Origin of the sequence: Olavius algarvensis spirochete endosymbiont, from assembly GCA_900608495.1 — a bacterium.
Classification (GTDB): domain Bacteria; phylum Spirochaetota; class Spirochaetia; order DSM-2461; family DSM-2461; genus UBA2779.
The window spans coordinates 47,511-70,978 of record UWYT01000113.1; the positions used below are offsets into that span (position 1 = coordinate 47,511).

General features: G+C 46.5%; 23 protein-coding genes. 13 read left to right on the top strand and 10 right to left on the bottom strand.

Translation table 11 applies throughout. The features are described from left to right. The first annotated feature begins 167 nt into the window (after positions 1–167). Complete coding sequence (locus S1OALGB6SA_RS03060) at positions 168–545, top strand: hypothetical protein (protein ID WP_124032519.1); 378 nt, start codon at positions 168–170, stop codon at positions 543–545. 55 nt (positions 546–600) lie between these two features. On the opposite strand, the gene S1OALGB6SA_RS03065 is transcribed toward S1OALGB6SA_RS03060, so the two are convergent. Next, positions 601–1,923, bottom strand: a complete 1,323-nt coding sequence (locus S1OALGB6SA_RS03065) for an aminotransferase class I/II-fold pyridoxal phosphate-dependent enzyme (protein WP_124032520.1) — start codon at positions 1,921–1,923, stop codon at positions 601–603. 139 nt (positions 1,924–2,062) lie between these two features. Here S1OALGB6SA_RS03065 and S1OALGB6SA_RS03070 point away from each other — a divergent pair, with 139 nt between their 5' ends. The 4 genes from S1OALGB6SA_RS03070 to S1OALGB6SA_RS03085 all read left to right on the top strand — a co-directional run bounded on the left by S1OALGB6SA_RS03070 (position 2,063) and on the right by S1OALGB6SA_RS03085 (position 5,100). Further along, positions 2,063–3,289 carry a lysophospholipid acyltransferase family protein gene (locus S1OALGB6SA_RS03070; RefSeq protein ID WP_124032521.1) on the top strand — a complete coding sequence of 409 codons (1,227 nt, stop codon included), beginning with the start codon at positions 2,063–2,065 and terminating at the stop codon, positions 3,287–3,289. Between the two features lie 215 nt (positions 3,290–3,504). Next, positions 3,505–3,888 (top strand): NusG domain II-containing protein, encoded by a 384-nt coding sequence (locus S1OALGB6SA_RS03075; RefSeq protein ID WP_124032522.1) that lies wholly within the window; start codon positions 3,505–3,507, stop codon positions 3,886–3,888. 13 nt (positions 3,889–3,901) lie between these two features. Continuing rightward, positions 3,902–4,417, top strand: a complete 516-nt coding sequence (locus S1OALGB6SA_RS03080) for a Gx transporter family protein (protein WP_037564932.1) — start codon at positions 3,902–3,904, stop codon at positions 4,415–4,417. Positions 4,418–4,452: 35 nt separating this feature from the next. Beyond that, positions 4,453–5,100, top strand: a complete 648-nt coding sequence (locus S1OALGB6SA_RS03085; protein WP_052080347.1) for a DUF8519 domain-containing protein — start codon at positions 4,453–4,455, stop codon at positions 5,098–5,100. Positions 5,101–5,129: 29 nt separating this feature from the next. Here S1OALGB6SA_RS03085 and S1OALGB6SA_RS03090 read toward each other — a convergent pair whose 3' ends face one another. From S1OALGB6SA_RS03090 to S1OALGB6SA_RS03105, 4 genes are all read right to left on the bottom strand, one after another. Next, complete coding sequence (locus S1OALGB6SA_RS03090; protein WP_124032524.1) at positions 5,130–5,723, bottom strand: hypothetical protein; 594 nt, start codon at positions 5,721–5,723, stop codon at positions 5,130–5,132. 131 nt (positions 5,724–5,854) lie between these two features. Continuing rightward, complete coding sequence (locus S1OALGB6SA_RS03095; RefSeq protein ID WP_052080346.1) at positions 5,855–6,664, bottom strand: alpha/beta hydrolase; 810 nt, start codon at positions 6,662–6,664, stop codon at positions 5,855–5,857. 85 nt (positions 6,665–6,749) lie between these two features. Next, the gene (locus S1OALGB6SA_RS03100; RefSeq protein ID WP_124032525.1) at positions 6,750–7,595 is read right to left on the bottom strand and encodes a hypothetical protein; all 846 of its coding nucleotides are present in this window, start codon (positions 7,593–7,595) and stop codon (positions 6,750–6,752) included. Positions 7,596–7,684: 89 nt separating this feature from the next. Next, a complete protein-coding gene (locus S1OALGB6SA_RS03105; RefSeq protein WP_124032526.1) occupies positions 7,685–9,457 on the bottom strand; it encodes an alpha-amylase family protein in 1,773 nt (590 codons plus the stop codon). A gap of 121 nt (positions 9,458–9,578) precedes the next feature. Between S1OALGB6SA_RS03105 and S1OALGB6SA_RS10570 the strand changes: the two genes are divergently transcribed. After that, the gene (locus tag S1OALGB6SA_RS10570) at positions 9,579–10,589 is read left to right on the top strand and encodes a TM2 domain-containing protein (RefSeq protein ID WP_200881757.1); all 1,011 of its coding nucleotides are present in this window, start codon (positions 9,579–9,581) and stop codon (positions 10,587–10,589) included. Positions 10,590–10,606: 17 nt separating this feature from the next. Here S1OALGB6SA_RS10570 and S1OALGB6SA_RS03115 read toward each other — a convergent pair whose 3' ends face one another. From S1OALGB6SA_RS03115 to S1OALGB6SA_RS03125, 3 genes are read right to left on the bottom strand one after another with little or no spacing between them, the layout of a single operon-like run. After that, a complete protein-coding gene (locus S1OALGB6SA_RS03115) occupies positions 10,607–11,431 on the bottom strand; it encodes a PTS sugar transporter subunit IIA (RefSeq protein WP_052080345.1) in 825 nt (274 codons plus the stop codon). Further along, positions 11,428–12,747 carry a cation:proton antiporter gene (locus S1OALGB6SA_RS03120; RefSeq protein ID WP_124032527.1) on the bottom strand — a complete coding sequence of 440 codons (1,320 nt, stop codon included), beginning with the start codon at positions 12,745–12,747 and terminating at the stop codon, positions 11,428–11,430. Before S1OALGB6SA_RS03120 ends, S1OALGB6SA_RS03115 begins: the two co-directional genes overlap by 4 nt. A gap of 33 nt (positions 12,748–12,780) precedes the next feature. Next, positions 12,781–13,689 (bottom strand): 5'-nucleotidase, encoded by a 909-nt coding sequence (locus S1OALGB6SA_RS03125; protein WP_037564921.1) that lies wholly within the window; start codon positions 13,687–13,689, stop codon positions 12,781–12,783. A 437-nt stretch (positions 13,690–14,126) separates the two neighbouring features. Here S1OALGB6SA_RS03125 and S1OALGB6SA_RS03130 point away from each other — a divergent pair, with 437 nt between their 5' ends. From S1OALGB6SA_RS03130 to rbp, 3 genes are all read left to right on the top strand, one after another. Beyond that, on the top strand, positions 14,127–15,011 hold the full coding sequence (locus S1OALGB6SA_RS03130; protein WP_124032528.1) for an ABC transporter ATP-binding protein: 885 nt from the start codon (positions 14,127–14,129) through the stop codon (positions 15,009–15,011). Positions 15,012–15,036: 25 nt separating this feature from the next. Continuing rightward, positions 15,037–16,032: an ABC transporter permease gene (locus S1OALGB6SA_RS03135; protein ID WP_124032529.1), complete on the top strand. Its 996-nt coding sequence runs from the start codon at positions 15,037–15,039 to the stop codon at positions 16,030–16,032. A gap of 1,112 nt (positions 16,033–17,144) precedes the next feature. Then, on the top strand, positions 17,145–17,417 hold the full coding sequence (gene rbp / locus S1OALGB6SA_RS03140; RefSeq protein ID WP_124032530.1) for an RNA-binding regulator: 273 nt from the start codon (positions 17,145–17,147) through the stop codon (positions 17,415–17,417). Positions 17,418–17,494: 77 nt separating this feature from the next. Here the strand turns inward: rbp and S1OALGB6SA_RS10085 are convergent, their stop codons facing one another. Then, complete coding sequence (locus S1OALGB6SA_RS10085) at positions 17,495–17,671, bottom strand: hypothetical protein (RefSeq protein WP_195910266.1); 177 nt, start codon at positions 17,669–17,671, stop codon at positions 17,495–17,497. Between the two features lie 138 nt (positions 17,672–17,809). On the opposite strand from S1OALGB6SA_RS10085, the gene S1OALGB6SA_RS03145 reads away from it, so the two are divergent. Further along, positions 17,810–18,067: a hypothetical protein gene (locus tag S1OALGB6SA_RS03145; RefSeq protein ID WP_124032531.1), complete on the top strand. Its 258-nt coding sequence runs from the start codon at positions 17,810–17,812 to the stop codon at positions 18,065–18,067. A gap of 121 nt (positions 18,068–18,188) precedes the next feature. Then, entirely contained in the window at positions 18,189–20,351 is a 2,163-nt protein-coding gene (recD2, locus tag S1OALGB6SA_RS03150) for an SF1B family DNA helicase RecD2 (protein ID WP_124032532.1), read from the top strand. A gap of 62 nt (positions 20,352–20,413) precedes the next feature. Here the strand turns inward: recD2 and S1OALGB6SA_RS03155 are convergent, their stop codons facing one another. Further along, entirely contained in the window at positions 20,414–21,574 is a 1,161-nt protein-coding gene (locus S1OALGB6SA_RS03155) for a diacylglycerol/lipid kinase family protein (RefSeq protein ID WP_124032533.1), read from the bottom strand. 96 nt (positions 21,575–21,670) lie between these two features. On the opposite strand from S1OALGB6SA_RS03155, the gene S1OALGB6SA_RS03160 reads away from it, so the two are divergent. After that, positions 21,671–22,633: a TIGR02757 family protein gene (locus tag S1OALGB6SA_RS03160; protein ID WP_230204386.1), complete on the top strand. Its 963-nt coding sequence runs from the start codon at positions 21,671–21,673 to the stop codon at positions 22,631–22,633. Positions 22,634–22,771: 138 nt separating this feature from the next. After that, positions 22,772–23,468, top strand: a 697-nt coding sequence (locus tag S1OALGB6SA_RS03165; protein WP_124032535.1) for a beta/alpha barrel domain-containing protein, incomplete at its 3' end; no start/stop codon positions are given.

Genomic DNA, 23,468 nt, shown 5'->3' on the forward strand with positions numbered 1-23,468 from the left:
CTCCTATATGATGAGGACAGTATATTGCCTCTGGAGTCCCAACTGCAATGCAATTCCCGTCAGTGTGCGCCCCCTGAGTCTCAATTAATTTCTCGAAGGAGAAGGCAAGCTGGGCAGGGTTTTCTGCTATTTACTCCAACATCCATACCTGAGTAGAATAGTTTTGTATGAACACAGTTTCTTTGTGGGTAGCTGAACTCGGTATCTGGCCCCTGATTGTTGTATTGGTTCCCAACTTGATGTTTCGCCGTTTTGGCCAGTCTACGGCTGAAAAACGCAAGGCATCGTTGTACCAGGCAATAGCGGTTTTCCTAATTACAACACTGGCGGCATCTGTAGTAAAGAGCGAACTCACAGACATTTATTTCTACGTGGGCCTTGTTGTCATCCTGCTTGTGCTAATAATACTTCGTGGAAAAATTTTCCCCTACCGTCTGAACTGTGTTAGCTGTGAGGGAAGTCTGGATATTAAAACCATCTATTTCATGGATAACAATCTATGTGTCGACTGCCGCGCTAAAAAGGATAGTGACGCAGGAGAATGAGAAGATTTAGTTGTAACGATGAAATTCCCTTGGGCTCGGCACCTTCGCCAGGAATCTAAGGGTTATGGGGGTGGCTACTTCGAGCCACTTCCTTGCAAGCTAGGAATAGATTTTCGAAAAGTTTTGGTATTTGAGCCTCGGGAAGGGAAGAGTAGGCTATTCTCACCAGATGGCCGAGAGCTATGACGCCAGTGTCGTAATTAGCTAGCAATTTCTGGCGAACGGCCTCCGCATCTCCACATGAGAGTTCCACACACATGAAATAGCCGGAGTTGAACGGAAGAGGACTGAACTGTTCTTGATATTCGGGATGCTTGGCGAGTTCTGTAACAACGGCGGTGTAACGACTTTTTAAAATATTGTATATTCGAGCCTTCTCAACCTTATATGATGGTTGATTGTAAGCAGTGAGCAATAGACTCTGGGATAAGTGAGAGTCATTTGATATGCTTCCGCGCACCCTGCCAGCCGCCTTGTCTTCCAATACTGCCAGTGCCTTTGAGTTCAAGCCCTTTCCTGCGAAAGTGATGAAACCGACTCGAAATCCCCATACGTAGTCTTCCTTGGTGGCTCCATCAACCTTGCACGCCACAACGTTTTCATGAATGGATGCGAGTCGGGCAAATAAGGATTCGCCATCTATGCCGGATTGGTAGACAAGGCCAAAATATGCGTCATCGGCTATTATTAGAATATTTTTTCCTGCTTTCGCGGCGCTTCTCACTATATCGACAATCGCATCACTCTCTTCGAAAGCTGGGGTGTAGCCAGTGGGATTGTTCGGGAAATTCAGGAGGAGAATTTTTTTTTCACCCTCCAGCATCATAGCATCTTGAAGGCCAGACAGATTGAATCTGGCGCCTGGCCCCTTACCCTCGAAGGTTTCAAAGGTTTTGAGTTTGGCTCCGTAGGCTTCTGAGAATATCAAGCGATAATTCCCCCAATAATGATGGGGGAGCAGTATTTCGTCACCCTCATTTACGAAAAGATAGCCTGCTACTGAAAGGCCGTGGGTAATGGCATTGGTTACCACAGGGTGTGAGATAGATGTGTTGCCGAGGCTGGGATTCTTCTTCCGGAGAGACTTCGCCCAATGGTCGCGCAGGGCTGTTTTGCCAAAGCTCGACGCATAGCTAAATGCTTCGGCCGGATGGATTTTTAGCAAATCGCTTATTGAGGACAGACACAGAGGATCGCCGTTATCGTCTTTTCCCTCACCGATTGAGGCGTTAATGGCTTTGTTTTTTGCATCTAAACCCTGCCCGACAATGCCCTGGTGTGGGAAAAATATGTTTCGGCCTTTCTCAGAGAGAAGCTTTAGAGCGATTGGGCCCTCAACTTCAAGTTGGGCATTTAAACCGACAGCTTGCGGATTCATGATATCTACCTCAAAGTAAGTATACAGAAAGGTTGAGGTTTTGGGGAGATGAGGTGTGTTTTGTTTGACGAAATCTCAGGGTTTGGGGGAGAGTTTTCTCGACAGCATACTATGAGGTGAATTAAAATAGCTGGCAGCTATGAGAACTATAAAAGCATATATTCAGGTAATCGTGATTTTCCTGACAAACTATTGTGTCAGGCTCCCTGTGATTATTCTGATGTTTTCCAGGATGAAAGTACGCTACAGGAATTCCAGGATAGTTCATTCCACACGGGGGCCGTTTTTGTTTCTGCCGAATCATACGAATCAATGGGACCCTTTTCTTGTAAGCATTGTGCCGTGGAAACCAGTACGCTGGGTGGCTTCCGATGGGCTTTTCCGGGACACCTCGAAGCTGCTGCTCTTTGCTATCGGAGTGATTCCAAAGATAAAGGGACAGTCGGATATGACTACGATTGAGGAACTTCGAAGAGCAATTGCCCTGGGATTTCCGGTGGGGATTTTTCCGGAGGGTGAGCAAAATTGGGATGGGACAACGTCGGAATTGATTCCGGCGACAGCCAAATTAGTGCGCTTACTGAAAATTCCGGTGATTGTGCCAATTTGCAAAGGCGCGTATTTTTCCAAGCCGCGATGGGCCTGGAAAATGAGGCGAACACGAGTAGAGATTCATTATAAACGAGTTATCGATGCCGACGAAATTGGAGGAATGAAGTTGGTTGAGATTGAACGGCGCATAAAAGAGATATTCAGGCATGATGAATACGAGTGGCAAAAAAGTACAATGACTCCTATTCTAAGCGAATTGCGGGCTGAACACCTGGAACTTGTGCATTTTCTTTGTCCTAGTTGCGAAAGAATTGGATACTTACACTCCAGGGGAAATATTCTGAGCTGCGCCTGCGGTTATCATGTGTCAGTGGATAAATTCGGCTTCTTCTCCTACCCCGAGGATGGGCCAAGTTTTGAAACACCGCGTGAGTGGGTGATTTGGCAAAACCGGGTTCTGTTTGAAAGGATTAAAGATGCCCTGGACGGAAATGAGTCAGACCCGGTTTTGCTTAGCGATGCTGGATTTGACCTGATGAAATCCGAACGAGCGAAGTCCATGGTGTATGTATTATCAGGGGAGGCAAGATTATTCAGTAATCGTATTGAAGTTGGCGATCCGGGAGGAGAGCTTGTCAGTTTTCCGCTGCGGGAGATTTCGGCTGTGAACACGTTCAAGCAGCAGAAGTTTGAGTTCCGTTACAACAAGGCGCAGTATCGTTTGCAGCCACCGAACCGCAGTGTATCAGGGTATAAGTGGGAGAAGGCCTGTAAGGGGCTTCGGGAACTCCTGGTTGAGCGTGGTGAGTGGTAACTCGATTCGAAGAGACTCGGATCTGTTCCAGCTTTGAACCATAGCGGCTTCCTTGCAGCCAGCACCTTCCTTAACCATCTGAGATTGCCCCAAGCGGCATATTCTTAAACAAGCAAAAAACGCTGAAATCTTTTTAGTCAAGCATTTATCATTTTTCGCATATTTTGTGCGAAAAACAATACTTTGATTGGATGCATATCATAGAATAACAACTTGTGATCAGATTGAAAAAACTTGATTGGCTCGTCTTCCTGATTTCAATTATGGTTTTCACTGGATCGGTTTTTTGGTCTGCGGTGAGTGGGGAGGGAGAATTGAGGGTTGAAATTGAAGCCCTTGATGAGCATTTCGTTTTACCTCTTGCGGAGGATGGCGGCCTTACTCTGGATGGACCGGTAGGCAAAACCCGCGTTGAGGTGAAAAGTGGGGCTGTCTTTATCAGTGATTCGGATTGTCGAGACAAATTATGTATTGCAATGGGAGAGATTTCCAGCACCTCTGCCTGGGTGGCCTGCTTGCCAAACAGAGTTTTTGTTCGGCTTGTTGCTGTGACTTCCGAAGATGCTCAGTCGCCGGGGGTGGATTCTGTCGCGTTCTAGCAAAGATGAACGAATGGAGATTTGCGCTTTTTTCGGTGCACTTTGTTTGTTTTTGTCGGCAGTGGAGTATTTAATTCCCAAGCCATTGCCCTTTTTTCGACTTGGTTTGGCAAATCTCCCAATCATCTTGGCTTTGCGTTTTCTCAAACCCGTGGATTTGATTCTGGTAATCCTTTTGAAAATTCTCGGACAGGCATTGCTGAACGGCACGTTGGCTTCCTATGTGTTTCTGTTTTCCGCTGCAGGCACGTTGATTTCGGCTGCAACTATGTTCGGCGTTTATCGCCTTGGCGGTCGTCATGTGAGCCTGATCGGTGTGTCGCTTGTGGGTGCGTTAGCCAGCTCATCCATCCAGGTGGTATTGGCTATCGCTTTCATTTTCGGTGAGAAGGCACGGATTATCGCCCCGCTTTCAATCGGATCGGGTGTTGCGGCGGGCCTGTTTATTGGCATATTTGCCGAACGTTTTGTCCTGAAGTCCACTTGGTTGCGCCAAATCGAATGCCGTTATACCGCGAAATTGGATTAGGATATCTAGGTGAAAACAAGGAGGCGGAATTGACTATGCCGGAGCCAACTCACACAGGGCCACCAAATCGGCGAAAGTCGGTCGATAAGATAGGAAAATATGTGGGCCCTGTCGCTAGATTCGCAGCCGGTATGGCGATGCTGCCGCCTTTTCTGTTGATTAAGCAGGTTTTGTTAAAAGCTATCCTTACAATCTCATTCGCGATTTTAGCACTGCTTTCGGGGAAAAGACTTCGTTGGGGATACTTCCTGATTTTGCTTGTTTCGGTTTGTTGTTTCCAACTGTTTTTCCCCTGGGGGAAGGTGATTTTTGAATTAGGACCAATTGTTGTTACAATCGGCGCTCTTGAGAGTGGGTTGATTAGGGGATTGACACTTGCGGGGATGGTTTTTCTGTCTGTGGCTGCGGTGCGGCCGGAATTGAAATTGCCGGGGGCCCTGGGTGGACTTCTGGGTCGCACATTTTATTACTTCGATTCGCTTTTTGAGGGACGGAGACGTTTGACGAGGAAAAATTTCTTTGCGAGTCTTGATAAGCTGCTTAAGGAACGATTCGATCTAGACAAGAAACATGCAATAATAGCAAAACGAGAAGGGGACAGGATGAGGGGGTGGTTTATGGCTCTGCCGGCAGCCTTGATTTCCTGGGCCTTTTTTATCTGGGCACAGGTGCTAGACGGCTAGGCTCCAAGTGAATGACAAGCTCAAAAACACTAGTCTAAGTATTTTTCCTCGTCTACATATCGCTTGGCGATTGCGAGATCCTCAGAATCAATTCTATGGGCATATCTATCGAGAAAATCTTTGTCGAATTTGGCGCCGCACCATAGCAAAGTCCAGGCAGAGCCATCTTTGTGAGAGCCGAGTGCTTTGAACCTGTCGTAGACCTTGATGTAGGCGTCCATAATCAGAGCACGCTCCGTTTGAGTGTAGGTGTTTCCTGTGCCGAGTCGATTGTATATGTCTACAATTTCGTCGGGAAAGATGAGATCGGGGTCTTCGGAACGCAAGTCGTTATGTACATAAAGATCTGGCCATAGAAAATAACTGTCCCAATAGATGCTGGTTATCATGGAAAATGATTGACCCATTAGAACGACATGCTTATCGATTACATATCTACGATTTTGAGATTCCTGGCTGGGTGATGAAGATTCGGAAGCTACAGGGATGGTGAAGTTTGTGTAGACAAGAGTCGAGGATTGTTCCTGCGAAAAAGAAACCAGCAAAAATAGGATTGCAAGCAAAAGCATCAGCGTACCCAGTGTGATTGCTAGATTGCGGAAAATGATTTGTGAGGAGTTCACGGTTTCATTATCGGCTTGGTAATCACGAAGATGAAGTGACTAAAAATGGTGCTGTTACCAAAGATTGTCGGAATTGCTTTGAGGACGAGGGATAATAGGCAATTTTGCGTGAGTTGCTTGAATTCTATCGATTATTCATCCGGAAGCGAAGCTGATTTGAGCCAATTCAGTACGGCATCAGCGATTAGGCTTTTATCGGCACCCTGGGGGAGATCGTGCCCGCAGTTGCTTACTGTCAGCGAGCTATCAAGGCCGGCTGGAAGTTTCTTTTTGAGAAGTTTCAACACAGTGATAGGGACTGACTTATCACCTTCGGAGACCACAGCCATTACAGGCGTCTGAATCTTTTTGAGATTGCGTCGAATTTCGCTCCGAAGTTTATACAACTGAGCCCCGCTGCGGAAGTCTCGACGAACCCAGTAGCGACGACCCAGTTCCAGAACTTGTGGGCTGAGTTCGGGATTGGGTTCCCATCCGGTTCTTATCTCGGGAAGGATGGAGGAGAATAGGGAGAGTATGGACATCAATCCCCAGGTTTTTTGCTTGATTTTGAGTGCTGGCGCAAGCAACACCAATTTTTCCGGTGTCACGTGCATAGCCAATTTCAAGGCTAAGAGGCCGCCCATTGAATATCCAAGTATGGAAACCCGTTCGTAACGGGAACGCAAGTCCAACCAAGCGTCGTAACTCCGTCTCATCCAATCGTGACGAGAAGTGGTAGATAGGTCGCTCAAATCTGTCCCTGCTCCAGGGAGTCTGGGAACCGCTACGGCGAAACCGGCGACGCCCAGATGCTCCGCTATAAATCTGAGTTCTCCGGGAGCCCCAGTATAGCCATGCAGAGCCAATACAGCCTTCGAACTTCTGTGTGAGGGGTGAATTTCATAGGGCAGCCCTATGGGTATAGTGGCGATTGAGTTTGATTTTTTAGTGAATTTCATATCTCACATGCTCCATAGATGCGATATCGGCAGATACTTCAACCAGGCAAGTAAGCGAGGTTGACTTACTTGGTTGCATAAGTCTCTACCTATGTCTCACCAATGTAAGATACCACTCATCAACGACTCCTGCATCCTTTATCTCCTGCAGGAAGCGTTTGGCATCGAGTGGATATCCAGCACAGGGTCGAATTCCGGGGAGTCTTTTCCTCCACCACGCATTAAACAATAGCATTGCCACTTCCCTGATATACTTGGATATCATCGAGGCAAGAGCGGTTTCCAGTTTAGTTGAATCTGCTCGAACTAAAAATTCAATCGATGCGTTTCCAATCCGGTAGCGGGAACACTTTGATTCTTCCAGGATAGTTTCGATTTTTCTATTTGGAAAAATATTTCTCAACCAGGTTCCATAATAGCGCCTACCCCCTTGCCTGTCGACTGATACGCGAGTATCTGCTTTGTTATCCTCCAGGATGCTTATAAGCAGAGGGGCGATTATGCTTTGTATGGCAGGGCTCTTGCCTTCATGGCGCTCCAGCTCGCGATTAAATTCCCTGGCGCTTATAAAGCGAAGTTTCGGACACTTCATTGTAATTGAGCAATTTTTCATTGCCACGCTGATTGCAGGGACAAATTCATGGTAGGTAGATTGACTTATTGGGATTGATAAATCAGAAGAACCAGCAAACCAGGGTGTTTCGGTGAGTGCTCGGAGATCGGAATTTGGGCAAAGAAATTGAAGAAGGTGGAAAAAGGAAAGAGGGGGAGAAATACCAGCTACGCCAAGAAGAGCTAAAACTCCTGTTTCAAGATTTTTGATTCCGCCTGACTGAAAAAAGACAGTTTTGCTATCAGCTATTTGCAGGCGGCCGGAACCGTCCTTTGTTTTGCAAATAACCTCGGTAAGTATTTCATAGAGTTCTGTCATTCGAGGGCCGGAATATTCAAAATGAGTTAGGCAGCTGCAGAAAGGACCAAGCTTGGCACCAAGGGCAGCTTCATCCAAACCCGCGTAAATCATCCTCGAAATAACCGATGGCCTCTTGGCGGAAGGGAAACATAAATCTCTGGTGAATTGAAAACCACGCAGTTTCCCGCCGATAGCGGAGCGGACACTCCGAGTTGAGATCGAAGACGATTGAGATCCAAGTGAATTTGAGCTTCTCTGTCTGAGAAATTGAACAGAGATATCCAGCCTTGATTGTTCCGGACAACCAGCAAATCGTCGATATCGCCGTCAGTCTTCGGCATCAAACTGATCCGTCCTTTCCGGCATTCGGCAAACAGGGATAAAAATTTCTTAATGGAGTTTTCTGTTTCCGTATCTATTTCCCTGGGATCTCCCGAAAAGCACACAAGTCCGCAGGAAAGAGTTATGGCATTAATCAATGTACTTGACGCCGCATCATGCTGCGCATTGAATAGCCCGACAGGAAGTAATCCCGCTGTATTTATCCAGGAAGATTCATTCCAGGCTGAGCGATGAAGCAGCGCCGACGCAATAGTCATTTTTGCATGCTGATTTTTTATGAACATCTGTCTATGGTTTCCTTCAATCGAACGCATCATCACCTGTGCATCCCAAACTCCATAGGTGGTGAGCAATGGAAGATCGGCGGCAGCTAAAAGCCCTCGATTTCCTACGGCTTTGCGTATTGCAATGGCGGCGCCATTAAGGAGTTCCCCGGCACTATAGTTTTTCTTGTGCCGAATTCCAGGTGCAAGACCGTCGCCAAGTCGCTCGAGATAAAAAGCGCGAAATCCCCAGTGTTCCCGCATTAACGAAAACATCTTTCTGATATGGTTGAGCACTTGAGGATTGCTGAGATCCAGGACGTAGCAATTATCACGGGCAGATTCATATCTCTTCACGGTGATTGGCATCCCCTTATCGTCGCGAACGAACCAAGCTCGCTTTTCTGCGGCAAGCGAAGATTTCTTTGATGCAAGGAACGGAGCAAGGCGCAAACCCGGAGCAATACTCTGTTCCATAATTTTGCGAACATACATATTCATATGACCCAAGTTTTTTGGAGTGAGCCAATCGCCTATTTGCGATGCGTATTGTGGCCCGAGAGCGAACCAGTTAACCCCAATCTTTTTTTTGCGGATAGCGTTTAGCATTCCCAATAAATCTTTTTGTGTTTTCAGTTCCCCTGATTCGCACCAGCCAATTCTCTCGCTTTGAGGAAAGACTCTTGTTGTTGGCGCCTTCCATTCATGCCTCCATGTTGAAACCAATCTTTCCAACGATCCGCGGCTGATTACCACGAAGGGGAGATGCAGCATTTCTCGTATTCCCAAGTGGTGGTTAATCTCCCAGGAAATTGTCAGAGTGTGATTTAGAGGTCTGCATTCGAATACAATTGGGTAATTTGCCGGATAAAGTTGTTTGAGGAGCAACCCATCGACGCCTGTGGTCTCGGATATCCAGATGGCCCAGGCACCTTTGCGACGAATGCTTCCCGATAGTGTTCCAGGTATCGATTTAGACTTACGGGGATTAAACTCGCCTGAATAAGATTCAGCCCAAACCACCAAATCTCTAACAAGACGCGGAGATTTGAAACGAAATATCAAGCTTACATTGCGTATGAACAATTCTGATTTTGCTTCAAGAATCGCCTCAATGTGTGTATTTGTCCGGAAACTTCTTAGGAAAACAGATTTGAAATCAAATGAATACTCTCTGGGGCCTCTCCCGAGTCGCCCCTTGGCTTTCGCGTTCCGAACAGGTTTTATTCCGTAACTGAGTATCGCCGAAGTACCAGATGGTAGGATTTTGATCATCGCGTCTCCTGGAGTTGAATACGAGCATACCCTGATGCTCAAATCGTCACTAGTGAAAATACAAGCCAAGAATTAATTGCTGATTAATGCATTCTGTTACCGATAAGCTAGATACAATGTAATGAATATATACGTTAATCGTCTTGTGTGCCTTGCGATGGTGTTCGTTGCGTTTGCCGCCACGGGGCAGGAGTGGGAAGAGGATGCCAATCGTGCGAGCAGCTATGCAGAAGCAGGCGATTACAACGCTGCATGGGTGTTTTACAAACGAGCGCTGGCTAAGAATTGCGATGATGGTTTAATCATATACAGGGCGGCCGAGGCCCTTAGCCGTCAAACATTGGGTGAGGATGTTGACTATGCAAAGGCTCTATATGCAGTGGCAAGCTACTATCTTGTCAAGGAAGATCCTGAGAGTCCGATTTTAGCCATCGCTAATTCGAACGTTGACGAAGACATCAAGCGGCGAAAAATAGCGCGAATTTACGCAAGATTAGGGGCCAGGTTGCCAAAAACCTATGGGTTGACTAGCACGAAATTCGACGTGGTGCAAATTTTTGTTGTTTCCAGTTTCGAGGAAGCAATACAGTTCTATATCACCTTAGTATCTAAAGGACTGAGAGCAACCTTGGCTTGGGCGCGATCCAGAATGCCTGAGTTGTTACTCTCTATTTTTGTTGCGAGCTTGCTTACGGGGGTTATACTCCCGGTCCTGGTGGCTCTGACGGTTGCGCGGGAGGGACGCAAGAGTTATGTAAGCGCGTATGCTTTTTTGATACATTGGGGATTCCTGGGCCTACATAGATTCTATCTTAAGCGCTATGCAAGTGGTTTGCTATGGCTTTTCACCTGCGGCTTACTTGGATTTGGAATCCTTGCCGATCTTTTTCTAACAGGCGTCCTTGTTCGCTGTTGGAACGAGGATAACCAATTCAAGCGATTTATACGCCGTTATAGGAGAAGCACCGTGATGAGTGGTGCTTCGCAGTACCGGAGACCGGCTACCAAAATGCCTGGATCTCAGAGTTCTCCCAATTCGAGGATGAGACCGGAAAGAACCCCGGGCACCAGGGACTTTGCCACCGATGATTTTTCTGATATGAGCTTCAAAAACGATTCCACTCTGAACTAAGTTTGAACATCAGGGTTTCAGATTACTTTCATGGTACCCTTATAGCGATCGATATCGAAGGTCATAATCATGGCTCCCTGCTTCTTATCCAGGTTTCCAGTGATCGCCTCTATTCCTCGAATTATTTCATCCTCTCGATTGGCCGGAATTGTCGCAAGAAGCGTATTACTGTGATTTTTTTGCTTATTCATGAAACCAATGAAAGTTGCAAATAGTGGGATGTTTGAAACATACTGTCCCATACCCGAAGACTCGAGGATAGTCGCACCCTTGATACCGGCTTCGAGAAAGTATTCCAGGATATGGTAGATTAATTCATCCATGTAGAGAATCAGAATAAGAAGCCTCATCTTCTGCTTGCTTGTTGGTGTTTCCTGTTTTTCACCGGAGTGCCGGAGAAATGATTCCTGCATTGTCTCTGCTGTTCTCGCGGCCAGTAGTTCTTTTTTGAGTGAAGTATTGCTGAGAGAACGGGAAATGGCTGCAAGAATCTGGACATGTTCCGAGGGCCGATTTTCCGGGCCGAGGATAACGAAAAAAAGACGAACCTTCTTCCTGTCTAAACTGCTAAATTCCACCCCTTTGGGAGCATGGGCTATGAAAATGATGAAACTGTCCAAATCTTTGATTCGTGCATGTGGAATTGCGATTTCATTGCCGAATCCTGTAGAGCCTTGTGCCTCCCGCTCAATCAAGGCCCTAGCGATGTTTTCTTCTTTGGCTGCGCCAGTTTTCTCGCTGCGGACTGCCAGGGCAGCCAAGGCCTCCAGCGTTCCATTCTTATCACGGGTATTGAGCTTCACGGAACAGGATTCGGGATCAAAAATATCGGTTAAGTTCACGATTTCAATCCCTCCCCGGAATTTTCTTCCATATCCAACGCCTTTACAATAGCCATCTTGGATAGCGGCGGGCCGCTTAATTCGTTAAAAAACACCGATAGAAGAATGATGTTAACCATTATAGTAATGATACTCCTTTGTTCCGAATCGAGCAGCGCAACTATAGGAGAGGTTTGAATCATCAGCACCAGCCCTATGGCGACACCGGCCTGAGGCAGCATACAGATTCCAAGATATCTTCTCACGTTTGCCTGTGATTTTGCCAGGACGGCGCCGCTCCAAACCCCTGAAATCTTGCCGAATGCCCTGGCTGCGATAAAAACCATGCCATAGATTAGGATATCTTTCTGGGCAAAGATGCTCGGATTCAATTTCGTGCCCGCGATGGCGAAAAAGAGTGCATAGATCGGCGGTGTCAATGGCTCGAGATTGCGGAATATCCTGTGATTTCTTGGTGACAAATTGATTATGGTCATTCCAGCGGCTATATTGGACAGTATCGGGGAAAGATGAAAAACCAACGAAATGGCCGTAAGTAGAAAAACCCATCCCAAGACGATAATTGTCAGTTCACCGCTGTGGTTTTTTCTGTGCGTCAAGGCGTGGATAACCCAACCGGCCGTAGCGCCGATTATAATTGAAAGGAAAACCTCCTTGAATGCACCAAAAATCACGGCCGCGCCACCAGCTCCGACGTTGTGACCGCCCAGCGCAGAAGCGCCCACGCCCGCCCCGCCGATACCTCCAGCCAGCATTCCCGATACAATGGAAAAAATTACTCCGAAAATAATTACAGCTCCAGCGTCATCTAAGGCTACGATTCCGTAGAGCCTGTCTACGAAGGGGCCATGCGCACGCAGTGACTGCACAACTGCGACGGTTGCCGCCGGTGCCGTGGCTGTAGCGATCGCTCCAAGCATGAGTGCATAGGGCAAGGGTAGTTGTAGAAGCCATAGGGAGAAAGTTACCACCACCAGCGTTAGGAAAATTTGGGAAGCCGTCAGAATTACCACCTCACTACCCATACGTCTCAATTTTGTTACTAGAAATTCACCGCCAATAGTCAACGCGATTAATCCCAGTGCGACATCCGTAACAATCTGTAACGATTTACTTGCTTCGGGATGAATAATTCCCAGGGCAGAATCGCCTAGAATGAAACCGGCAATTATATATCCAGTTATTTCAGGCAGCCGAAAGGCCGCAGACAATTTGCCCAGAAAATAACCAAGTATAAGCAAAATGCTGGTGGAAAGAAGCACATGATTTGGCATAGCAGCTCTAAGCTCGTTTAGCCGATCAGCAATCATTTCCATAAGACGATTGTAACAAGAGAATATGTCGTAAGTCTATTTCGTATTATTTTCATGGAGCTCGGAATCACGTTTATATGGAACTCGTGCGGAAGGTACAATCTCGGATGCGGGACCCGTGTGTTTGTCTTGATCGTCGAAAAAAATATGTGCATTGAAAGCCTTCAGAATTTCTTTCTTCGGTAGCCCTCCCAAGAAGTAGGCTTCGTCTACAGTCACCCCCCAGCTCCGCAGCGTCAAAACCACCCGTTCATGTGTGAGTCTATCGCGGGCCGTGATTAGTGCAATACGAATGATGCCACCGTCTGCACGGCTTTTTATTCTCGAAAGCGTTTTCAAAACACGTCCGAAAGGCCCCTCCGGCAAGGGCTGTTTGGCAAAAATTTTCTCATGTTCGATAAATGCATCCAAACCCTGCTGTTTGTAAATAATCTCTGCCTCGTCGCTGAATAGGACAGCATCGCCATCGAAGGCTATTCTAATCTCGTCAGCCTCAGGATTGAAATTCTCAGGAGGGGAATAGAGCTGGGCAGCCGCAATCGAATTATCCACGGCATCTTGCACATCCTGAGAATTCTTGGACAGAAGAAGATCGACGTTATACGCGGTCAGGAAAGCTCCCAACGGCTGACCACCTGAAAAAGCCGCGCGGGTAATTCCAAGGTTGTAATAATCGATGGAGTTCATGACACGCATACCAGTTTGCGGATTATTCTGGCTCATAATCACAATTTCAATCAGATGTTCGTCGAGTTTGTCATTCAGTTTCAAAAAAGCTTCCACTAAGGGGAAAGCGGGCCCTGGTTCCAGGATGCTCGACTCGTTATCTTTTTGAAAATCCGCATAGACTTCAAGTCCCTCATTTTCGAAAATACGATTTTCACGTTCGAGATCGAACAAGGCACGAGAAGAAATCGCGATTACCAACGCATTATCCGAGTTCACTTTATACTTCTTAGTTCATGAATCGGCGTCAACTCAAGCCCCCAAATCACCAACGGGCGGTATTCACCTGAATGTAGCACGAAACGATTGTGTTTTACAGTTCAATAATCCATCATTTTATAATCAGTCAGATTCCCCTTGCATGTTTCGATTCAGCTTCTGCCCAAATAATTACCGTGGTGCCAACAAGTCTGCCCGGTGATAACCATACTCTTGATTGATCGAAAAAGCTTCGATGAGAGTATCTGATAGCTATGGGGCGCATCATACCCATGAGATATCCAGGAGTTTGTCCCCTGAAAAAACTCGTCCATTCTTTCAAATGGCTAGGTTTGGTGTTGTTCGGTTAGAAGATGAGGCATCTGGGACAGGGGTCAGCAATGCAGGCTGATACGCTCCAGCTTGACTAATTCTATTTCAGCTTATAGTTTGCCCGAATGGCTAGCATTCTCCTGGTTGAAGATTTGACAAAAAGGTATAAAAACGTTCTTGCGGTCGACAATATCTCATTTGAAATCGAGGAAGGCCTTTGTTTTGGCCTTCTCGGACCCAATGGAGCCGGGAAAACCACCACCGTTGAAATGATGGAAGGGATACTGAAACCAAGCTCTGGTAGAACATTCTTTCAAGGGAAGCCGATTGGCTCACACTTTTACGAACGGGTGGGAATTCAGTTTCAAAGTACGGCGCTGCAAGATTTCATTACAGTTGAGGAAACTCTGAAACTGTTCTCTGCTCTCTATGAGATAAAACGCGATATGGCAGAAATAGTGGAAATTTGCAATTTACAGGACATTCTTAAGCGGGACAATCGCAAGTTATCGGGCGGGCAGCGGCAGCGCCTGCTACTGGGATTAGCCCTGGTGAACGACCCTGTCGTGGTTTTCCTGGACGAACCAACCACGGGACTCGATCCACAGGCTAGACGAAATTTCTGGGCATTGGTGGAGAAAATAAAGGGCGAGGGCAAAACCATTCTTCTAACTACCCACTACATGGAGGAAGCGGAAATACTCTGTGAGGAGGTGGCAATAATGGATCAGGGACGGATCATTGCCCGAGATGCTCCAAAAAAACTCTTAAGTGAGAATTTTGACGGTATTTTTGTAAGACTCCCCTGGAGCGAAAATCTTGAACTGCCTGAGAGTCTTGGTGAAAATGTGAGCCGGGGAAAAGATTATATCGAAATTCATTCAAGGGATGTGGACGACACTCTGCATCATCTGATTCACAACGGAATGCATCTGGATGGCTTGTCTATTCATTCGCCGAATTTAGAAGATCTTTTTCTGAAGCTAACAGGTTCGTCGCTTAGATCGTAAGTTAGCAGTCTGATAGGAGATAAACATGCAAAGATTTCTGGCTCTTGTGCACGCGCGGAACATGGAATTTGTACGGGACAGGGGTAATCTGCTTTGGAATCTTCTTTTCCCTATATTTCTGGTTTTTGGTTTTTCATTCGCATTTTCCGGTGGTGAGAATGAGCTGTTCAGGGTGGGAATCTATGGCGACCAGGGCTCCAGGCTCAGTTTTCTTGAAGAGCCCTATGTTAAGACTGTCAATTACGAAAAATTGAGCCTTGCGCTGAACAAGGTTAGTCATCACCAGATAGATATGGTGATAAATTTTGAGACAAATGAGTATTTCATCAATGAGAGTTCCACAAATGGTTCAGTTGCCGAAAGAATTTTTTTAGCAAGTGAAGAGAGCACCGATTTCGAACATCGGTTTCTTAGTGGGAAACCCATACGCTATGTTGACTGGTTTGTGCCGGGTGCAATAGGCGCGAACATGATGTTCTCGTGTATCTTTGGCGCGGGTTGGATAATTGTCCGATATAGAAGAAACGGGGTGCTGAAAAGGCTGAAAGCCACGCCGGTGCATGCCTTTGAATTCGTTGCGGCACAGCTGGCATCTCGGCTGTCTCTAGTCCTATTTGTCTCCGCCATCGTGTATGCAGGAACCAATTTGTTCCTCAAATTTGTGATGGAAGGCTCTTATCTAAACCTACTTCTTATCACTATCCTCGCTATCGTCTGTATGATTTCCTTAGGTTTGGTATTCGCTTCGCGAATAAAAAGTGAGGAATTGGCTGGAGGATTGATGAACATTGTGATTTGGCCGATGATGGCGTTTTCAGGTGTTTTCTTTTCTCTCGAAGGTGCGCCGGTTGCCTTGCAAAAAGCCTCCCGCATATTTCCGCTAACCCACTACATTGAAGCTGGCAGAGCGATAATGCTGGACGGAGCCAGACTCGCCGATATTAGTACAAACCTAATCGCACTAGTTGGGATGAGTGCCCTATTTCTTCTAATGTCCTCGCTGTTTTTCAGATGGGAATAGGCGTCCAAGTGGACCACTGCTCAGGCTGTTCGGGCAAACTTAAGTGAAAATCGCCGTCGGCAAAGAATTCTTTTAGAACGCTTATCTGATGATCGCTTGCAATTCCGCACCGCCAGCCTACTTCGATCGTTCGACGCTGGATAACTTCACATAAGTATTAAGCGAAAAAAAGCCGGGGTTTTAAGCCCGGCTTAATCTCTAAAAAGAGCAATGCGATTCCTAACTATTTGCAGGTTGAGAATGTATCGCGCTTGAAGCGGGTTCCGTCCTCAAATTGGCCCCCACGGTTAGACAATCGCAAAGTGTTTAACTTCTGGAATCGTCGGTTTCAACTCCAAGTTGAAGTGGGAATACATAGGATTGGACCGAGGAACAATGCCTCGGTCCAAAGGAACAACAACGAAAGACAACCGACTAAAAGCACACTGTTGGTGCTGATCGTCACTTGTTAAGAATAGAGCAAATGTTGTGCCAAATGTTTTAATTTGTTTGAGCATAAGATATTAATCCCTGAAAGCACCAATCGGCGGATGGCTCAAAAAATGCAAAATGCATAACTCTCATCTTTCTTTCTATTAAGCTAAGTGTTTTGTCAACAAATAATTAGCAGGTCAATTCCTGGAAATGTCTATGCAAAAGGAATAGTTAAGAAGATGATACCACCCAAATCGAAGCTCTCCAACTTGGTTTTCCGACTGCATCGCGTCGCAATGGCTTCTTAGATGTTTTTATGGGGGCAGCAAAGTTCTCGCGTCCGGATTCAATTTTCCGTGGCAGTATAGTTTCGGATGATTCATCGCCGAAAGAGTGTTCTACAAGTCTATGGCCGTTCGATACTGGGACGCCAGAATACCAGGCTCCAGCAGAATCGAAAAAACCGCTAATTTCTGCTTCTGTAACTAGACAAGTATTTGCATAAGCCTTAGTATAGAAGCTAATAGTAAGGCCGGAATTGTTCGAAACCGGCTGTTGCCTCGTGAAAATAGATGAGAATTAGAAAATTTTGAAGTTCAACAAACAGATATCAACCCCTTTTTCCTTTTTCTACTTACTCCCGAAACAACTGCATGGACAATATCCCCTTATGAATTCAGGCAATAGGGAGTATCATAATGCCTAAGAAAATTTATGTCGGAAATCTAGCTTATTCTATCGGTGACGATGAGCTCGAGAAGTTGTTTAGTCCTCATGGAACAGTAACAAGCGCGAGAGTGATAATAGACCGCTATGATAATCGTTCCAAAGGATTCGGTTTTGTCGAAATGGAAGATGATGCGGCAGCGGATGCTGCTATTGAGGCTTTAAATGGCAAAGAAAACGGCGGTCGCGAACTGAAGGTAAGTGTTGCCCGTGAGAGAAGCAACCGAATGCACCGAGACTACTGATTTCGGTAGAAATCATTTTTGATTTGTTTTGCGGCAGGAGCATGAGTGTTGCTAGTTCGAAAAGCGAAGGGAGTCATTTAAGGCAGAGGTAGCAAAGCTTGGTTGTCGAAGACTCCGAGCGTTGTGAAGGTATTTGTCCGATCGTACTCAATTCCCTCGAACTGCATCTCTCGTGCTTTGCTGCCCGCTCCATATTTGCTCCACGTGCTTTCGTAAAAACTAAGTGTTTTGTACGCTATTTCAGCGATACTCACCAAAACCACCTACAGAAAGAACACAGTAGGCACAAATCACCTCATATAAGATTGACTTCTCCCTGTATAGAACGAATTTCCATGATATTTCTTTCATTTATCTTTCGTCGTACCGAGATTATTGATGTAGAATACTAAGTGACCGAGATTTGTAATCGAGAAGTTGAGGAGTGGCGGATGAAGAGGAATCAACAAGATTTGAAGATGTCCGATATGAACAGACGGATCTATTTTTTGGAAACAGAGAAAAATTTGTCTGAATCAGAAATCAAAGAACTGCAAATTCTTAAATTCGCCCGAGATGTTGAATCTAATAGAGTTACGAATAATGAAATGTCATCTAAACCCAAACGCCTTTCACTTACAGACGTTAGGTTAAAACGCGTAAAGGCTTAGTAATAAGCGCGACCGGATGATGAGCAGGGCAACTCCATCTTGATTACAGCGCACTTCGAGTGAGTGCTGTCTCAATCGTTTATCCCTAGATTTTGGCTCGTTGATTGCTGGTGGGAGAGACATGAACTGCAGCAGCGTTCATTATGCTGCTATAGACCCTCATAAGAGTATAATTATTTTTAGAATGAAGATTATGAGCGACGGACAGCTTCAAGGGGTTTTGTCGGCCATCAAATATCACCGGGCGAATTACTTGATTGGGGTTCTTGAAAACGGAATCACTGTAAAAGGGGATATGCTATCGCCGCAGGTGGGGCTGGAATACATTTTCTGCGGGAGCTGGGAACGACATCCGTTATGGGGCAAACAGTTTGCCTTTACCGATTACCATGCTTCCTATCCCACCGATTTCGACGCGCTCCGTTTCTACCTGATCGAAAACTGCGAGTGGATTGGTCCCAGTATTTCGAAGCGTCTTATCGACGCCTACGGAAAAGAGACTCTCACCATCTGTAAGAGGAGTCCAGCGCGCGTCGCTTCCGAGATTTTGGGCATTACGCTTCGTCGTGCCAGGAAGATAGCGAAGATGTTACGGGACAACGAGACGAGCGAAAAACTTCAGCTCACCCTCAAGGAGCTTCTGAGTGATGTGAAGATAAACCGTCGGGCGATTAAACAAATCCTGGAAAAATGGAACCAAGACGCTCCGGCGCGTATCTGCGAAAATCCTTATGCCCTTATTGACACAATAGACGGTATCGGCTTCCTCACGGCCGACAGGATAGCCCGAAAACTAGGTTATGATTTTTCTGGCACAGCCCGTCTGCGGGCGGGTATTCTCCACACACTGAAAGAACAGGCATTCAGTCAGGGACACACTTGCCTTCCGAGGATGAGAATACTGTCGGAGACTGAAAGAATTCTGGAAATTCCGTCCGATCGAATTGATACGGCACTGGAGTCGCTGGAACAGGAAAAGCTTGTCATAATAGAAGACGGTTTCGTTTACCTCAAATGCCTCTACGATGACGAGACGTTTATCGCCGAGAAGTTGAAAGTCCTAATTGATCAAACACCTGCACCCGGACAACCCGACTTCGAGGGCTTGACCGAAGACCAGCTAGGAGCACTTGCCGAGGCGAAAACAAGCGGAGTTTTCATCCTTACCGGCGCACCCGGTACTGGCAAAACCTACACTATCAAACGGATTATCAGTTCATTTCCTGAGGCGCGAATTGCGCTCGCAGCCCCCACGGGTAAGGCGACCAGGCGAGTTTATGAGCAAACCGGACAATCAGCCCTCACCATCCACAGACTTCTCGAGCCGAAGATGATTGATGGTAGCTTCGTTTTTACCCGCGATGCCGAAAGCCCTATAGAGGCAAATCTCATCGTGCTTGACGAGGTTAGCATGGTGGATACACCGCTCATGGCGCGATTTCTCGAAGCGGTCGCACCGGGCACGCGTCTCATTCTCGTGGGAGACAGATATCAGCTCCCATCCGTCGGCCCCGGGAACATCCTCAAGGACCTGATTACTTCTGACGCAGTTCCATCAAGAGAGCTCACGATTATCAAGCGGCAGGACGAAGGTCTCATTATCCGCAACTGTCATAGGATAAAAAACGGTGAGGATATCAAAATTGGGGACTCTGCGGCACAGGATTTCTTCTTTCTCAAGTGCGAAGATGAGGAGACAATACGAAAGACGATTCTCGAACTCATCTTGCATCGATTCCCGAAGTCCTACCAAGTGGACCCACTGCGTGGAATTCAAGTTATTACACCGCTGCGGGAAAGAACCTCCCTCTCCTGCAAAGCCTTGAATGAGTTATTACAGCGGGAAGTCAACGCTGAGCCGAAGATAGATGGCGTTCGCTACCGGATAGACGATAAAGTCATTCAGACCAAAAATCGATACGATCTCGACATAATCAACGGAGATATCGGATATGTCCGCGGTATCGACAAGTCAAACCAAAACATCTCGGTTCAGTTCGAGAACCCCGATCGATTGATTGAGTTGCCACTCTACGAGAACGATCTGGAACTAGCTTATGCAGTCACCTGCCACAAGTTCCAAGGCAGCGAGGCGCCGATTGTTGTAATCCCCATCCATCGCAGTTTCGGGCCTATGATAATGCAAAGAAATTGGATTTACACGGCAGTAAGCCGCGCACAAGAGCTTTGCGTTCTGGTTGGACAGCGCGAGGAGATACCACGAATCATAAGGAGAAATCGCCAGCAGCGTCGCTTCACGCGCCTCCAGGAAATACTGCGGTGATAAGAAACGCAGCGACAGCCTTAAATCACAGTGTCCCGGTATCCGAATTTCAGCGTAGCTTTCTAATGCAGTATTGTAAGCACATCCGGGATTCTTTTAATTACTAAGGGGAAATCGTCGGGGCTCAGGGCCACCACCTCTCCATCTAGGGCCATTAGAATCGAACCATCATAATTAATCTCCACCCTATCACTGAGGAAAAACTCCATGGTTGGCAGATGTTGATGCGCTCCCCGATAGAATAGAGGTTTGAGTCTAATTTTCTTCAGCAGTGACTGAGGTTGAACCAGAAGATAGTTTGTCTTACCTGGCAGCACCTTCATTCCACCACCGTAGGTGGTATTTCCCTTTCTTCCAAAAACATTTAGTAAATAACCACCTCGTCGTTCTTCAATCCCACCATCAGGTTTGGAAACCATGATGTTCCACTCCCTAAGAGGATAGAATAGTTCATAGAATAACACCGCTATATTTGCGAAAAAGCGATATATGGAAGCTGATCCAATCAGTTTTTTCATTTTATTAGTCAGCAGGGAAACAAAAGCATCGATTCCAAAACACACAGTGTTACAAGCATGGTGAATAGAACCCAAGCTTGTTTGAACTTCAATTATTGCATCCTTTTTAGTCGTTCGCATGGTGTTCAGTATGAACAGGGCTTCTTCCACACTTCGCGCATCGGCGCTGTCGTTTCCGGTACCCATGGGCAGTCGAAACAAAATGCAGTTTTGAAGTAGAAGCGGAGTCTTCTGTACCAGAACAGAGCATATCCCTCTATGAAATCCATCTCCTCCCGCCAGTATCAGCAGGCGAAGATGCCCATCCTGCAATTTAGTAAGTTTGCGTACGATTTTCAATGCCAGGTTACACGCTTCATCCAAGCTGTTTGTTTCGTGAAAACAGAGTTTCAACGAGTTCTTGTCGGTTCGCGACCCCACCCCAGCTTTGGAATCTATTTCATTCTGATTGTTCATCGAGTTTCCGGATTGCACGATTCTTCCAGATTTATAGATTTCGTGTTGGTTCGCATTCGCATCAGCGAGCCTTTTAAGCTTTCGCATCATCCGCCTATGTGTTCTGCACCGTTTTAAACGTCCCGAAATAGGATTTATCAGAAAATGAACCTCTTCACCGGCAAGCAAATTGGAGGAACTGAGCAGCCGTTCTGCCACCGCGGCGAATTTTCCTATCCGACGGCTCGAAATAGTATTTTCTTTGCACATATTCCCGGCTATCGTTGTTTCAGTAAGGTTATAATGTCAATATCCCAAGTCGATATCCTTAGCGTCAATGGCTAAATCCAGGTTAGTATTGCGGTGATGTATGGTGTAATGCGGCAAAAACCCGATATATGCTTAGACAGGGGACGGCTTGATGATTTGTACCATCAATGGAATAGGCGGGAATTCATAGCGCCCGATCCTCTGGAAACACTTCCCGTGTATTCGGATATTGCTGATCGCGAAGTGGCAGGACTGCTAGCCGCGTCAATGGCTTATGGCAGAGTCAAAGCTCTTCTAAACCCATTGAAGCGGATTCTGTCGATTATTGGAATTTCGCCAAAAGATTATGTTTGCCATCGAAGTCAGCGGCAGATTGAACTGGACTTGGAAGGTATAGCGCACCGTTTTGCCAAAGCCCGGCACTTTGCCGCCCTGCTCGCCGGCATAGGAGCAGCGCTGAGGCGTTATGAAAGTCTCGAAGCGGCTTTTCTTGAAGGCTACCAATCCAACTCCGTGCCAGCCGGAGAAATTAGAGTGAGAAGTGTTGCAAAAAATACTGGCCTGTTAGCCCCCGCTCAGGCTGACGCCAAGGAAGTGAATCGAAGAAAACCTCACCGTGACACTCGATTTGAGGTGTATCAGATGCATCAAACAAGAGAGGATGTGCTCAGAGGACTCTTAACATTGGTTGGTGCAGTAAGCATAGGGAGAAGGGAACAGATAGGTTATTTACTACCACTGCCAGAGAAAGGAAGCGCATGCAAAAGGCTTCTCCTCTATCTCCGATGGATGGTGCGGTTAGACGATGTGGACCCCGGAGGTTGGTTGGCAGTTAACAGAGCTGATTTACTGCTTCCACTGGACACTTGGACTTATCGAATCGCCGTAAGAGCAGGGTGGTCTAGAAGGAAAATCGTTGACATAAAGACGGTTTGCGAGGTTAGCGCGAGATTATCTTCAATAAATCTGGAAGATCCTATCAAGTACGATTTTGCGCTTAGTCGGTTCGGGATACGATCGAATCTAGATTTAGATTTGTTATTCGCTTCGGGTGCTTGATATCTCATAGTCAAGCTCGCTCTGAGCGAATTTTCGTTTACTTGACATTGGCTAATAGACAATGGCTTTATGATTCTCAATAGTGATCCGCCTATACTATAGACGCCGAAGTTCGATAAGTATAGAATGTGTTTTCATATGGCTAGCTTGCAAGCTAAATACATGGATATAGAACTGAAGAATCCAGTGATTGCCGGAGCTTCGGAACTAAGCTCTCACATGAGCTCAATAAAACAACTTGAAGAAGCCGGGGTTGGGGCCCTTGTAATAAAGAGTCTTTTTGAAGAACAGATTCAGCTTGAGAAGGCAAGATTTGAAGAGGAGCAGGAGCAGTACAACGGAATAAACGCGGAAATGACCAGTATCTACCCTGCGATGGAGCATTCAGGCCCTGAAGAGCATCTCATGTGGGTGCGCAAGGCGAAAGAATCGCTATCTATTCCAATTATTGCCAGCCTGAACGCCGTCAACTCTGATACTTGGGTTGAGTGGGCAAAAAAATTAGAGAATACCGGAGTTGATGGCCTCGAGCTGAACTTCTTCGCAAATCCGGAACTGCAGGAAGGCGAGGGAGCCGCAGTTGAAAGGGACCAGATTGCTGTTGTGGCTGAGGTTGTCAGAAATGTAGTAATTCCGGTGTCTATCAAGATGAGCTTGTTTTACACGGCTCCGTTATCGGTGGCAAAGTTGTTTGTAAGGGCGGGAGCGAAGGGACTTGTACTGTTTAACAGGTTTTTTCAACCAGATATTGATGTTGAAACGGAAACAGCGTTGATTCCGTTGAATCTAAGTGTTAGCACAGCGAACCGACTGCCTCTGCGTTATATGGGGCTGC